This window comes from Kitasatospora terrestris (assembly GCF_039542905.1).
GTDB lineage: Bacteria > Actinomycetota > Actinomycetes > Streptomycetales > Streptomycetaceae > Kitasatospora > Kitasatospora terrestris.
The window spans coordinates 7,922,394-7,935,234 of the sequence record NZ_BAABIS010000001.1 but is presented as its reverse complement, the minus strand read 5'-3'; the positions used below and the strand labels follow the sequence as shown (position 1 = coordinate 7,935,234).

13 protein-coding genes are annotated in these 12,841 nt (G+C 74.3%); 8 read left to right on the top strand and 5 right to left on the bottom strand.

The annotated features are described in order from the left end of the window. Nucleotides 1-154 precede the first annotated feature (154 nt). Entirely contained in the window at nucleotides 155-442 is a 288-nt protein-coding gene (locus ABEB06_RS36175; protein WP_345701173.1) for a DUF3040 domain-containing protein, read from the top strand. A 37-nt stretch (nucleotides 443-479) separates the two neighbouring features. Here the strand turns inward: ABEB06_RS36175 and ABEB06_RS36170 are convergent, their stop codons facing one another. Continuing rightward, nucleotides 480-1,328 carry an S-methyl-5'-thioadenosine phosphorylase gene (locus tag ABEB06_RS36170; protein ID WP_345701172.1) on the bottom strand — a complete coding sequence of 283 codons (849 nt, stop codon included), beginning with the start codon at nucleotides 1,326-1,328 and terminating at the stop codon, nucleotides 480-482. Nucleotides 1,329-1,597: 269 nt separating this feature from the next. On the opposite strand from ABEB06_RS36170, the gene ABEB06_RS36165 reads away from it, so the two are divergent. The 3 genes from ABEB06_RS36165 (at nucleotide 1,598) to ABEB06_RS36155 (ending at nucleotide 3,980) form a co-directional block, all read left to right on the top strand. Continuing rightward, a complete protein-coding gene (locus tag ABEB06_RS36165) occupies nucleotides 1,598-2,311 on the top strand; it encodes an alpha/beta hydrolase (protein ID WP_345701171.1) in 714 nt (237 codons plus the stop codon). Between the two features lie 36 nt (nucleotides 2,312-2,347). After that, a complete protein-coding gene (locus ABEB06_RS36160) occupies nucleotides 2,348-3,181 on the top strand; it encodes an SDR family oxidoreductase (RefSeq protein ID WP_345701170.1) in 834 nt (277 codons plus the stop codon). 574 nt (nucleotides 3,182-3,755) lie between these two features. Beyond that, a complete protein-coding gene (locus tag ABEB06_RS36155; protein WP_345701169.1) occupies nucleotides 3,756-3,980 on the top strand; it encodes a hypothetical protein in 225 nt (74 codons plus the stop codon). A 360-nt stretch (nucleotides 3,981-4,340) separates the two neighbouring features. Here the strand turns inward: ABEB06_RS36155 and ABEB06_RS36150 are convergent, their stop codons facing one another. Continuing rightward, a complete protein-coding gene (locus tag ABEB06_RS36150; RefSeq protein ID WP_345701168.1) occupies nucleotides 4,341-4,838 on the bottom strand; it encodes a hypothetical protein in 498 nt (165 codons plus the stop codon). Nucleotides 4,839-5,159: 321 nt separating this feature from the next. Further along, entirely contained in the window at nucleotides 5,160-5,933 is a 774-nt protein-coding gene (locus ABEB06_RS36145) for a glycosyltransferase family 2 protein (protein WP_345701167.1), read from the bottom strand. A 198-nt stretch (nucleotides 5,934-6,131) separates the two neighbouring features. On the opposite strand from ABEB06_RS36145, the gene ABEB06_RS36140 reads away from it, so the two are divergent. Genes ABEB06_RS36140 through ABEB06_RS36130 form a run of 3 tightly spaced genes read left to right on the top strand, consistent with a single transcriptional unit; the run spans nucleotide 6,132 to nucleotide 9,561 of the window. After that, a complete protein-coding gene (locus ABEB06_RS36140) occupies nucleotides 6,132-6,656 on the top strand; it encodes a PadR family transcriptional regulator (RefSeq protein ID WP_345701166.1) in 525 nt (174 codons plus the stop codon). Continuing rightward, nucleotides 6,653-7,339, top strand: a complete 687-nt coding sequence (locus ABEB06_RS36135) for an ABC transporter ATP-binding protein (protein ID WP_345701165.1) — start codon at nucleotides 6,653-6,655, stop codon at nucleotides 7,337-7,339. The genes ABEB06_RS36140 and ABEB06_RS36135 overlap by 4 nt, the downstream gene beginning before the upstream one ends. After that, nucleotides 7,336-9,561, top strand: a complete 2,226-nt coding sequence (locus tag ABEB06_RS36130) for an FtsX-like permease family protein (RefSeq protein ID WP_345701164.1) — start codon at nucleotides 7,336-7,338, stop codon at nucleotides 9,559-9,561. Before ABEB06_RS36135 ends, ABEB06_RS36130 begins: the two co-directional genes overlap by 4 nt. 52 nt (nucleotides 9,562-9,613) lie before the next feature. Here the strand turns inward: ABEB06_RS36130 and ABEB06_RS36125 are convergent, their stop codons facing one another. Further along, entirely contained in the window at nucleotides 9,614-11,257 is a 1,644-nt protein-coding gene (locus ABEB06_RS36125; RefSeq protein ID WP_345701163.1) for a PLP-dependent aminotransferase family protein, read from the bottom strand. Between the two features lie 111 nt (nucleotides 11,258-11,368). On the opposite strand from ABEB06_RS36125, the gene ABEB06_RS36120 reads away from it, so the two are divergent. Next, entirely contained in the window at nucleotides 11,369-11,860 is a 492-nt protein-coding gene (locus tag ABEB06_RS36120; protein WP_345701162.1) for an Lrp/AsnC family transcriptional regulator, read from the top strand. A gap of 7 nt (nucleotides 11,861-11,867) precedes the next feature. On the opposite strand, the gene ABEB06_RS36115 is transcribed toward ABEB06_RS36120, so the two are convergent. Further along, nucleotides 11,868-12,839, bottom strand: coding sequence for an oxygenase MpaB family protein (locus ABEB06_RS36115; protein WP_345701161.1), 972 nt, complete (start codon nucleotides 12,837-12,839; stop codon nucleotides 11,868-11,870). Between the last annotated feature and the right edge of the window lie 2 nt (nucleotides 12,840-12,841).

Genomic DNA, 12,841 nt, shown 5'->3' with positions numbered 1-12,841 from the left:
TATGCCAGCGCTGTTCGAACGGAGAAGGCCGACATCGAACAGTGTTGACGCGCGTTTCCGACGGTCCGTCGGCCGGTTTCGCGGTGTCGGAGCCTTCCGCACCGGGCAGCAGAGGTGTACGTCATCGCGAACGCGTCGTGCGGAGGTGGGGCCGGTGGACGAACCCGTACTGTCCGGACGCGAACGGCGGATCCTCGCCCAGATCGAGGCCAGGCTGCGCAGCGACTCCCGGCTGCTCGACCGGGAGCTGCGCACCATGCGGCTCTACCGGCCGCGCCGGCCCCGGCTCACGGCGCAGCTCGTCCTCGGCGGGCTGGGCGTCCTGGTCGCCGTCTCCGGGGTGATGCTGGCCGCCGGCGTGGTACTGGCCCGGCCGCTGCTGATCGGCTCGGTGATCGGCTTCTGGGCCGGCGGGCTGGTCGTCCTGCTCCGGCACCGCTGAGCGCGGCGCCGCCCCCGCCGGTCCGGGTCCGGTCCGCTCAGGCGGGCGGCAGGCCGGTGGCGACCCCGTCCAGGGCGTGCGAGCAGACGCAGTCCCGGGTGGCGGGCAGCGACTCCAGCGCCTTGAACAGCACCGTGCGCAGCCGGTCCACGTTGCGGGCGAACTCCTTCAGCACCTCCGCGTGGGTCACCCCCTCGCCCGTCCCCACCCCCGCGTCCAGGTCGGTGACCAGCGCCAACGAGGTGTAGCAGATCGCCAGTTCACGGGCCAGCACCGCCTCCGGGTGGCCCGTCATGCCGACCACCGACCAGCCGTTCGCGGTGAACCAGCGGGACTCCGCGCGGGTCGAGAACCGCGGCCCCTCGATCACCACCAGCGTGCCGCCGTCCACCGGCTCCCAGGCGTGGTCCCGGGCCGCGGCGAGAGCGGCCGCGCGGCCCTCCGGGCAGTACGGGTCCGCCATCGAGACGTGCACCACCTCCGGCAGCGAGCCGTCCGGCAGCGGCAGGCCGTCGTAGAACGTCTGCACCCGGGCCGCCGTCCGGTCCACCAGCTGGTCCGGCACCACCAGCGTGCCCGGGCCGAACTCCCGCCGCAGACCGCCCACCGCGCACGGCCCCAGCACCTGGCGCACCCCCAGCGAACGCAGCGCCCACAGGTTCGCCCGGTAGTTGATCCGGTGCGGCGGCAGGCTGTGCCCCCGCCCGTGCCGCGGCAGGAACGCCACCCGGCGCCCCGCCACCTCCCCCAGGAACACCGAGTCGCTCGGCTGCCCGTACGGCGTCTGCACCGACACCTCGGTGACGTCGTCCAGCAGCGCGTACAGCCCCGAACCCCCGATCACCCCGAGCTCGGCGGCCGGATGGGCGGCGGTGCGATCGGTCATGGCGCGCTCCCCAGGGTCCGGCGGCGGTCCTCGTCCCCACCCTACGGTCCGCACCGCCCCCGCGGCAGCCCGCGGCGCGTCCGGCGACACGGGGACGCCCGCGGCACGGGGGCGCCCGCGGCACGGGGGCGCCCGCGGGGCGGCGGGTGGCGCGCGGGCAGGTGCGGTGCGCGTCCCGCTTCGCCGGCCGGGCACCGGGGCGGGGGTCGCTCCGCGTACAGTGACAACCTCGGCGGACGGGAGTGACAGCGGACGGGAGTGACAGCGGGATGAACGCGAGAGCGGGAGCGCACCGGGCACTGCAGTGGCGGACCCGGCCGGCGTCGCCCCGGGCGGCGGTCCTGGTGCTGCACGGCGGCCAGGAGTACGGCGAGCACGCCCCCGGGCTCCTCAACCTCCCCGGCCTGCGGATGGTCGGCTTCGCCCGGTCCGTGGAACGGGTCACCGCCGACGCCGACATCGCCGTCGGCACGGTGCGCTACCGCTGCAAGGGCTGGAACGGCGACCGGGCCGACGCCGCCCGTGACGCGCTCGCCGCACTGGGCGACCTCGCGGAGGAGCTCGGCCCCGTACCCACCGTCCTGATCGGCCACTCCATGGGCGGGCGGGCCGCGCTGCGGGCCGGCGGCCACCCCTGCGTCACCGGCGTCGTCGCACTCGCGCCGTGGTGCCCGCGCGACGAACCGGTGGAGCACCTGGCGGGCCGCCGGGTCCTGATGCTGCACGGCGACCGCGACCGGGTCACCTCCCCCGCCGACACCGACCTGTTCGCCGCCCGCGCCCGCAGCGAGGGCGCCCACGTCGCCGGCTACCGCGTGGTCGGCAGCGGCCACACCCTGATGCGCCGCGCCGCCGACTGGCACCGCACCACCGCCGACCTCACCGGCGCCCTCCTCGGCCTCACGCCCCTCCCCGCCGACATCGCCGGCGCCCTCGCCACCCCCGCCCCGGCCGCCACCGGCCTCGCCCTCCCCCTCCACTAGGCCGAGCCGCCCGGCCGAACCTCTACGGTCTGAGCCATGACCGTGTTGATCGTCGGAGGCAGCGGGTTCATGGGCGCGGAGCTGGTCCGCCGAGCGGTGTCGGGCGGGCGCGAGGTGGTCGCGACGTTCGCCACCGCGCCCGGCGACGGTCCTGCGGCCCTGTGGCGCGCGCTCGACCTGCGGGGGGCCTCCGGCATCGAAGTGCTCATGGCCGAGGTGAAGCCGCAGGTGGTCGTCAACGCGACGAGCGGTGGATCCGACTGGGGCGTCACGGCGGAGGGCCCGGTCCGGCTGGCGCTGGCTGCGGAACGGCACCGCGTCCGACTGGTGCACGTGTCCAGCGACGCGGTGTTCTCCGGTGCCCGCGTGCACTACGACGAGTCCAGCCTCCCTGACCCGCTCACCCCGTACGGTGCGGCGAAGGCGGCCGCGGAGACGGGCGTGCGGCTCGTCCACCCGGGCGCCGTCGTCGCCCGCACCTCGCTGATCATCGGCGACGGGCGGTCGGAGCACGTGCGGGCGGTGCACGAACTGGTGGCGGGGAGCCGCAGCGGGGCTCTGTTCACCGACGACATCCGGTGCCCCGTGCACGTCGGGGATCTGGCAGCCGCCCTCCTGGAGCTCGCCGCGAACGACGAGACCGGCCTCCGCCACCTGGCCGGCACCGATGCCGTGAGCCGTCACGAACTCGGCACCCTCGTCGCCCGCCGCGACGGGCTCGACCCGCGTCGCATCCCGACCGGCCTGCGGGCGGACACCGCGCTCCCGGGTCCGCTCGACGTCCGCCTCGACAGTCGCGCCACCCAGGGCCGACTCCGCACCAGGCTCCGCGGCGCGCGCGAATTCCTCGCGGGGCCGCTGGGAGGATGAGGAGGTCGTGGTCGACCTGGATGCCGGGGCTGCGGGGCGGCCTTGCGGGCGTCGCAGTAGTCAGGCCCCGGCGGTCCCGCATCCGCAGCACGAAAGGCATGCACTGCCCGGACCGTCGCAGGACTCTCGTATGCATCGGCCTCAGCAGCGGTCTCCTCAAACGGTTGAAGGCGATGAACGCCTCAATGCTGGAGTTCACCGGTCGAGGGGGCATCGTCGCGCGGCAGGCACCACAACGAGCCGTCGTCACGCCGTAGCACGAGCGCACTCAGCCCCGGGTCGGCCGGACCTCACGACCGGCACGATCATCCCGAGGGAGGAGGGAGGGATCCGCGAAATCGGGTCTGGCCGCAGCTCCGTGGGTCCTCGGTCCGTCCCCGGCGCCCGGCGCGGGCCGCCGTGGATCACCGATTCGGCTGTCCGAGTGCCTTCCGACCGCCTCGCGAGCGGAAGACGCCGGTGAGGGGTATGCCGTCTCGCACGAGATGGCCTCGGGACCCGTGAGGAGAGCAGCGTGTACGCAGCAGTGCGACGGTACGACGGGGTGACCGATCCTGCGGAGGCAGCACGCCGAGTGAACGACGGATTCGTGCCGCTGCTACGGCAGGTTCCCGGATTCGTGGCCTACTACTGGGTCGACGCCGGGAACGGAGTGATGGTCTCCACCAGCGTCTTCGAGGACCGGGCCGGGGCCGAGGAGTCGGTCCGGAGAGCGGCGGACTTCGTCCGGGACAACCTCGCCTCACTGCTGCCCAACCCTCCCCAGGTCACGGCCGGCCAGGTTGTGGCCACCGGGTAGCGACCCCGCAGCGGCCCTCCGTGGAACTGATGCTGACGGCGCGGACGGCTCGTGCGAGTAATCCGCGTGGTACGGCGGCGATGTGGGTGCGGGACCATCTGGATGGGCTGTTCACGGACGGCGGCTTCGAGGAGTGGCATCCCCGCCGACGGACGCCGGGGTCTGTCCGCGGCCCGTCTCGCGCCGGTGTCGGTGCTGCAGTACGCGCTGACGGTCGGCGAGGACGGCAGGCGCCTGTTCCACGGGCTCCTCACGCCCGACGCCCCGGCTCGGCTCCGGCGATTGCCGCAGGTGGAAGACGTGCGGCGGGTCTGGATCCGGCAACACCGGTTTCCGGAGACCGTTGGCACGATCGGTCGCCTACATTCGGCGCCACTGAAGCGCCAGCCTCAAGGCCGTCATCGGCAAGTGGTGGCCGTATTTCGTGTAGAGCGGCAGCGCCACTGCGACGACTGCCGCTCCAACCGTCACGAGCCCCCACGGCACGAGCACGGACCACCAGCCCACCTGCTCCGGAAACACTACGACGGATGGGCGGTGGGGATTGATCAACACCGTCCGCACCTCGCCCGGCTCCAGTCGGCTCGGCTCGTACCCGCCGAATTCGGAGAGCGGGGTCACTTCCCGCCCGTCGGCCAGTGTCAGCACGATCAATTTGGACTTTTCCCGCGCCGTGTCCCAGTACTCCGCTCTCACCACCGTGGCCTGCACCCTCTCGGCGTCGGCGTAACGGTAGTGCTGGCGCGCCGCGAAGACGGTCGCCACGAGGTTCATCGTCATCATCACGCCGAGAACGCCAAGCACCAGCACACGTTTCCCGTTGCCGTGTTGCGCCACTCTGGATGGTTCTTGCTCCATGTCTCCCCCCTGGCCCGAAGCCGCGCAGAGCTTAGCGCACGCGAAGGAGGGAGGGGTGTACACCTGTTCGGCGGAGCGGACGGCCGGGGCGGGGCGGGGCGGCGGGTGTTGTAGCGGGTCAGCCGGACGAACGCGGTCCTGCGGCAGGTGGGCGGGGAGTCGCCGCAGTCACGGGCGCCCTGGACCCGTATTGCGCGATCGACCAGCCCACGACCTTGCGGCTGAGCAGTCCAGAACGGCCGCCGGGCCCATCCCCGCTCCGGCCCACCGCCGTTCGGGTCAAAGCGGTGCACCCACCGGGCCGACGATCTGGGCCATGCCCTAGATGCGCGCCTTGCGGACCGAGTGCACGGTCGCTCCGGCCAGGGCCAGCGTCGAGCGGACCAGCGACAGTCGCTCGTGCCGGCGGTACAGCGCCCAGTTGTGCTCGACCAGCGACAGCTTGTTCGAGGACAGCGACCCGGCCCGGCCGGCCCGGTAGACCGCCAGGGGTTCCCGCAGGCCCCGGGCGGGGTGGCCGTCCCGCATGATGCTCAGCCACAGGGCGTAGTCCTGGCGCTTGGGCATGTCCGGCATCAGCCGGGTGCCGAGCGCGGACCGGTCGTACATCGCGGTCAGGGCGCCGATGTGGTCCTGGACCAGCATGTCCCGGTAGGTCACGCGCTCCCGTGCCGCGACCACCCGCCCGTTGGGCGTGAAGTCGCGGGCCTCGCCGACGTAGTCGCCGTCGACCTTGTAGTAGGAGGTGAAGGTCAGCGGCGCGTCGCCGTCAGCGGCGAACGCGAGCTGCCGTTCCGTCTTCTCCGGAAGCCACATGTCGTCGCTGTCCAGGAAGGCCACGTACTCCCCCCGCGCCCGCGCCAGGGCGAGGTTGCGGGCCTTGGCCGCGCCGCCCTGCTGGGGCGCGGCCTGCGGGCGGACGCGCTCGTCCTGGCGGGCCAGGTCCTGCAGCAGGTCCATGGAGCCGTCGCTGGACGCGTCGTCGGTGACGAGCAGTTCCACGTCGGCGTGGGTCTGCGCGAGGACGGAGCGCACCGAAGCGCCGAGGGTGGCGGCCGAGTTGTGTACCGGCATCACCACGGAGACCAGGGGCACGGCGGTGTCCTTAGCTGGGTCGGAGTCGTCATGGAGGTGGTTGCCGCCGGTCAGCGCCCGGTGGGGGCTGCACGACGTTGACCTGCACCGTACCAAGCGGACACCCCCGCCGGTCACCGCCGAGCCCGCGGCGGCGGGCCGGGGCGGTACTCACTGCAGCTATACACTCAGAGTATATCCGTGATGTATGGTCGCCCCATGAGTGTTCCTTTGACCCTGTTGGGGCTGCTGGAGCGGGAGCCGAGCCACGGCTACGACCTGAAGCGCGACTACGACGCCTTCTTCGGGCGCGGCAAGCCGCTGCCGTACGGGCAGGTGTACGCCACGCTCGGACGATTGGCGCGGGACGGGAAGGTGGTGGCGGGCGAGGCGGAGGCCGGGGACGGGCCGGAGCGGAAGCGGTACGTCATCACCGACGCGGGGGCGACGGAGTTCGAGACGTGGCTGACCGAGCCGGTGGCGCCGGAGCCCAACCTGCAGACGCTGCTGTTCACCAAGGTGGTGCTCGCGCTGATGCTGGGCCGGGACGCGGAGCGCTACCTGGACACCCAGCGCGCCGCGCACATGCGGCGGATGCGCGAGCTGACCGAGCTGCGCCGCACCGGCCCGCTGGTGGACGCGCTGCTCGCCGACCACGGCCTGTTCCACCTGGAGGCGGACCTGCGGTGGATCGACCTGACGACGGCCCGGCTGGACGCCCTCGCCGAGGAGGTGCGCCCGTGAGCGCGCTGCTGGAGGCCCGCGGACTGACGCTCTCGTTCGGCGCGACCCCGGCCCTGCGCGGGGCGGACCTGGCGGTGGAGGGCGGCGAGGTGCTGGCGATCATGGGGCCGAGCGGTTCGGGCAAGTCCACCCTGCTGCACTGCCTGGCCGGCATCCTCACCCCGGACGCGGGCGAGGTGCTCTTCGACGGCCGGCGGATCGACACCATGGCGGAGGCCGAGCGTTCGGCGCTGCGCCGGGACGCCTTCGGTTTCGTCTTCCAGTTCGGCCAGCTGGTGCCCGAGTTGACCGCGGAGGAGAACGTCGCCCTGCCGCTGCTGCTCTCCGGCACCCGCCGCCGGGCCGCGCTGGCGCAGGCCCGTCCGTGGTTCGGCCGGCTGGGCCTCGACGGGCTGGAGGGGCGGCGCTCCGGCGAGCTCTCAGGCGGTCAGGCGCAGCGGGTGGCGCTGGCCCGGGGCCTGGTGGCCCGTCCGCGGGTGCTGTTCGCGGACGAGCCGACCGGCGCGCTGGACTCGCTGACGGGCGAGCAGGTGATGGACCTGATGGTGGCCGCGGCTCGTGAGGAGGGCACCACGGTGGTGCTGGTCACGCACGAGCCGCGGGTCGCCGCGTACGCGGACCGCGAGGCCGTGGTGCGCGACGGCCGGGCGAGCTCCCTGTCGAGCGGACGGATCGCCTCGTGATCGCCTTCGCGCTGCGCCTGGCGGTGAGCGGCGGCCGGCAGGCGGTGGGTCGGCTGGTGATGATCGCCGGCGCGGTGGCCGTCGGCGTGGGGCTGCTGGTGTCCACGTTCTCCGCGATGAACGCCGTGGAGGGTGCGAACCAGCGGCAGGTGTGGCTCGACACCGGCGCCGCGGACCGCGCCGATCCGGCGACGGGCGACCCGCTGTGGTGGCGGCCGCACGGCGACTACTACGCCGGCCGGGAGATCACCGCGGTGGACGTCGCCGCCACCGGCCCGTCCTCGCCGGTGCCGCCCGGTCTCACCCGGCTGCCGGCGCCCGGCGAGTACTTCGCCTCGCCGGCCCTGGCCGAGCTGATCCGCTCCACCCCGGCCGACCGGCTGGGCGACCGCTTCCCGGGCCGGCTCGCCGGCACGATCGCCGACGCGGCGCTGCCCTCCCCCGACGCGCTGATCGCGGTGGTCGGCCGGACGCCCGCCGAGGTCGAGGGCGCCCCCCTGGCCCGGAGCGTCACCTCGATCGCCACGGCCAGGCCGGCCCGGTGCGACGAGGCCTGCTTCAGCCGGACGGTGCGCGGGGACGCGATGACGCTGATCCTCTCCGTGGTCGCCGCCGCGCTGATCTTCCCGGTGCTGGTCTTCATCGGCACCGCGACCCGGCTCTCCGCCGCCACCCGTGAGCAGCGCTACGCCGCCATGCGCCTGGTCGGCGCCACCCCGCGGCAGGTGTCGCTGGTCTCGGCCGTGGAGTCCACGCTGGCCGCGGCGGCCGGGACGGTGGTCGGGTTCGCCGTGTTCGCGGCGCTGCGCCCGCTGGTCTCCGGCGTCGCGCTCACCGGTCAGCGGTTCTTCCTCTCCGACCTGGCTCCGAGCGCCGGGCAGGTGCTGGGCGTCCTGGTGGGCGTGCCGGTGGCGGCGGCGGTCGCGGCCCGCCTCGCGCTGCGCCGGGTCACCGTCTCGCCGCTCGGGGTGGCCCGCCGGGTCACCCCGAAGCCGCCGGGGGCCTGGCGGCTGGTCCCGCTGCTCGCGGGCCTGGCCGAGCTGGCGTACTTCCTGGACCGCCGCCCGGCGACCGGCAACGGACAGGCCGCGGCGTACCTCCCGGGTTTCCTGACGGTGATGCTGGGCCTGGTGGTCGCCGGGCCCTGGCTCACCATGGTGACCGCCCGCGCGGTGGCCCGGCGGACCGGCCGCCCGGCCACGCTGATCGCGGTGCGGCGGCTCGCGGACGACCCGAAGGCGGGGTTCCGCGCGGTGAGCGGACTGGTGCTGGCGCTGTTCGTGACCACGGCGACGGTGTCCATCATCGGCACGGTGAACCACAACCGCGCCGCCCTCGACGGCGATCCGCTGACCCGGACGGTGGTGGAGGTCAGCGACCCCCGGGAGCGTCCGATCGGCGCGGGCGTGGAGCCGGCGCTGCTCGGCGGGCTCGCGGCGGTGCCGGGCGTGCGGGGCGCGGCCGTGGTGCACGCCAACCCGGACGGCATCGGGAAGAACGCCGCCGACCCGTGGCCGGACCCGCCGGTGCTGGTCGCCTGCGCCGACCTGGCCCGGACCCCGATGGTGGGGCACTGCGCGGCCGGGGCGGAGGTCGCGGCCGTCGACCCGTTCGGCTTCTTCAGCCTGCGCTCCGACCCGGGCCGGGAGTGGCCGGCCGCCGGCATCACCGCGGACGCGGTGGCGAGGCTGCCGGTGCAGACGCTCTACGTCGCGACCGACGGCTCGACGGCGGCGATGGAGCGGGTGCGGACGCTGCTCACCACCGCCTACCCGCACCAGGCGGCCCGGACCGTCGGCGACTTCGGCACCGCGATGCAGCAGGAGCTGGCCGGCTGGCGGCAGTTGGCCGACGTGGTGCTGCTGACCACGCTGCCGGTCGCCGGCTGCAGCCTGGCGGTGAGCGTGGTCGCGGGGCTGTCGGACCGCATGCGGCCGTTCGCCATCCTGCGGCTCACCGGCGCGCCGCTGCGGCTGCTGCGGGTCGTGGTCGCCCTGGAGAGCGCGATGCCGCTGCTGGTGGTCGCGGTGGTCGCGATCGGCACCGCCTTCGCCGCCTCGGAGCTGTTCCTGAGCTCGCAGATGCACTACGACCTGATGTCGCCCGGCGCGGGCTACTGGGCGCTGGTCGGCGCCGGGCTGGCCGCGGCGCTCGGCATCATCGCCTCCACCCTGCCGCTGCTGCGGCGGATCACCGGCCCGGAGGCCGCCCGCAACGGCTGACGGGCTGCTTCCTCCGCCTCCGCGCGCCCCCCGGCGCACGGAGGCGGAGCCGTCAGCCCGCGGTGCGGCGGTAGTCCTCGGCGAGGTCGGCGAGGAGGGCGTCGAGCTTGGCGCGGTCGACCGAGGGCATCACGAAGACGTGGACGTAGGTGCGGCGGCTGGACTCGTCGCCGGGGACCATCAGGACGTCCTGCGAGGACAGCGACCACTTCGCCACCAGCCCCGGGCTGGGCTTGCGGAAGCGCACGGTGACGGCGCCGGGCGTGCGGGCCGCCCAGAGGTCGGTGCCGAGCTCGGCCCCGAGGTCGCGCAGCCGCAGCTCCAGGTACCCGGCGAGGTCCTGCGCGGTGCGGATCCGCTGGACCTGGTCGCGGTAGGAGTGCCGGGAGAGGTGGTCCCACAGCACCAGCGGCGAGAAGCCGTTGCGGGAGCCGGCGAAGGTGGTGTCCGGCGCGCCGATGTAGTCGGGCTGCGAGGGCGGGCAGATCTGGTACTTGACCTTGGTCATGTAGATGCCGCACGGCCAGGGCGCGCCGGGCCACTTGTGGCCGCTCATGGCGATCGAGGAGACCAGGTCGATCTCGCCGTGCTCGCGGGTGGGCAGGCGGATGCCGAAGTCGAACTCGGGCAGCGGGGCCTCGGGGCGCCAGCCGTACTGCTCGGGGTCGGCGTCGGCCATCCGCGCGAACGGGACGTAGCCGGCGCCGAGGGCGCCGTCGACGTGGATCCAGAAGCCGCGCCGCCGGTCGACCAGCGGTTCGCCGGTGTGCGGGTCGGTGCCGTACTGGACCTCGCGCTCGACCAGGCCGTGCCGCTCCAGGACGGGCAGCAGCCGCTCGCCGACGGCGCGGACGTCGTCGTGCGCGCCCTTGAAGGTGGAGCCGAGGTTGAGGTTGACGAAGACCGGGTGGCCGTGGGCGGCGAAGAACTCGACCAGTTCGGTGAGCGCGTCCAGGTCGATCGAGCCGGGGCCGTCCCAGGAGTGGCCGGAGGGCCCGGCGGCGGAGGGCACCTCGGTGGGCCAGGCGCCGCCGCTGCCGGCGAGCGGGCACTGCCCGGGGTAGAGCTCCTGGCCGACGGCGTGGAAGGTCTCGACGGCGAGCACCCGGACGGCCTTGGCGAAGGAGTAGTGGGTGTCCTCGGAGTAGAAGGCGACCGGGCGGTGCGCGTGGGGGTTGCCCTGCTCGGGGGCGGCGTTCACGTAGCGCAGCGCGTCGTACGGGGGCGCGGGCGGGGTGATCAGCGCCTTGCCGCTGAGGTAGTCGCGGGCGTTCCACAGCGCGTACATGTTGCCCTCGGTGGAGCCCATGGACAGCATGTAGCCCCAGTACGACTCGGGGTCGGCGGGGTCGTGCGGGCCCTTGGCGTTCCACAGCCGCGCGTAGTAGTCGAGGACGGCGCGCTCGATCACCTTGGTGTTCGGCTTGTAGCCGCCGGACTGGAAGGGGTCGCCGAGGTTGTTGATGTTGTTCGGCATGAACCGGGCCAGCTCGAGCGCGCAGCTCTGCATGTCCTGGGTGGCCTGGTAGCCGACCAGGTGGCGGCGCTTGCGGGTGAGGTACTCGTCGACGGTGTCCAGCGCGCGGTGGCGGGCGTAGTCGTCGAGGCCGGCGGCGGGCAGCGCGAAGTCGCGGCCGTCCAGCTCCGGTCCCGGGTCGCAGGTGGGCGCGGCGGCGAGGTCGGCGGTCAGGCTCATGGCGGACAGGATGGAACTTTTGACGACGATGCGGAAGTACTCCCGAATGATGTTCGGATAATCGGCGCGCAGCCTTGCACATCGTCGGACAGGCCTGCCATCGTGGGGGTCGTGCCGAACAATCCGCAGCACCGCCGCGCGCCCGTCGACGACGTCGACCGGGCGATCATCCGCGCGCTCGCCGAGAACGCCCGGCTGCCGAACAACGCGCTCGCCGAGGCGGTCGGCATCGCCCCCTCGACCTGCCTGACCCGCGTCCGGGCGCTGCAGGAGCGCGGGGTGATCCGCGGCTTCCGGGCCGAGGTGGACCCGGCGGCGATCGGGCTGCCGCTGCAGGCGATGATCTCGGTACGGCTGCGCGCCCACACCCGGGAGCAGAACGAGAGCTTCCGCTCCACCGCGCCGGACCTGCCGGGCGTCCTCGCGGTCTTCCACATGGCCGGCTCGGACGACTACCTGCTGCACGTCGGCGTCTCCGGCCCGGAGTCGCTGCGCGACTTCGTGGTGGACCACCTCACCACCCACCCCGCCGTCGCCCAGACCCGGACCAACCTGATCTTCGAGCAGATAGCGGGCCGCCGCTACCTCAACCCGGGCGACTGACCGGCCGTCACTCCCCGTCCACCAGGGCGACGTCGGCGCCGAACATTCCGGCGGTCGCCCGGGCGTACGCGGCCGCCCGGATCTCCGACGGCCCGCAGGCCCACACCATCACCGCGCCGAGCGCCCGCGCCACCGGCCGGTCCACCAACCGCCGCACCGGCCACGGCCGGCGCACGCCGAGCTCGGCCCGCGCCCAGCCGGGCAGCAGGCCGAGCGCGCCGTTGGTCAGCACCCGCACCGCGGCCCGCTCCCGGCGGGTCCGCCCGAAGCCGCGCAGCAGCGCCACCACCTCCAGCGCCGCCGGTACCGCGGCCAACTCGGGCCGCACCCGCGCCAGGTAGGCCGCCACCTCGGCCCGCGAGGCCGGCACCTCGACCGCGCCGAGCCGCCGGGCGACGGTGGCCACCTCGGACAGGTAGCGGTCGCTCTCGGCGGCGGTCAGCGGCGTCGTCGAGAACACCTGGTGGCCCATCAGGAAGCAGGCCACCTCCGCGGTGTGCACCCAGGTGAGCAGCGCCGGGTCGTCCGCGCGGTACGGCCGGCCGTCCGGCGCGGTGCCCCGCACCCGGGTGTGGATGTGCCGGACGGCGGCGATCGCCTGCTCGGCGGCGCCGGTCGAGCCGAGCGTGGTGGTGGAGACGAACCGGGCGGTGCGGTTCAGCCGGCCGGTCGGGTCGCTGCGGTAGTCGGAGTGCTCGGCGACCGCGGCCATCGCCAGCGGGTGCAGCGACTGCAGCAGCAGCGCGGCGAACCCGCCGACCAGCATCCCGGCCGGGTGCTGGTGGACCCGCCACACCACACTGCCCGGGCCGAACAGCCCCGGGTCGCCGGCCGGCCGGTCGTAGCGCTCCAGGTGCAGGTCGGAGCCGTGCACGGTCGCGTTGATCTCCGCGAGCAGCCGCAGCCTCAGCCGCTCCGCCGCCCTCCGCCGCCGCTCCCCCATCCGGCCCACCCGCCCCTCGCCCCGAGCCCCTGTCACGG

Bases quoted from the DNA above. Each gene is read 5' to 3' on its own strand.
- ABEB06_RS36150 (WP_345701168.1), bottom strand. From the start codon at position 4,838: ATGGAGCAAGAACCATCCAGAGTGGCGCAACACGGCAACGGGAAACGT.
- ABEB06_RS36160 (WP_345701170.1), top strand. From the start codon at position 2,348: ATGACCGTGTTGATCGTCGGAGGCAGCGGGTTCATGGGCGCGGAGCTG.
- ABEB06_RS36170 (WP_345701172.1), bottom strand. From the start codon at position 1,328: ATGACCGATCGCACCGCCGCCCATCCGGCCGCCGAGCTCGGGGTGATC.
- ABEB06_RS36165 (WP_345701171.1), top strand. From the start codon at position 1,598: ATGAACGCGAGAGCGGGAGCGCACCGGGCACTGCAGTGGCGGACCCGG.
- ABEB06_RS36125 (WP_345701163.1), bottom strand. From the start codon at position 11,257: ATGAGCCTGACCGCCGACCTCGCCGCCGCGCCCACCTGCGACCCGGGA.
- ABEB06_RS36140 (WP_345701166.1), top strand. From the start codon at position 6,132: ATGAGTGTTCCTTTGACCCTGTTGGGGCTGCTGGAGCGGGAGCCGAGC.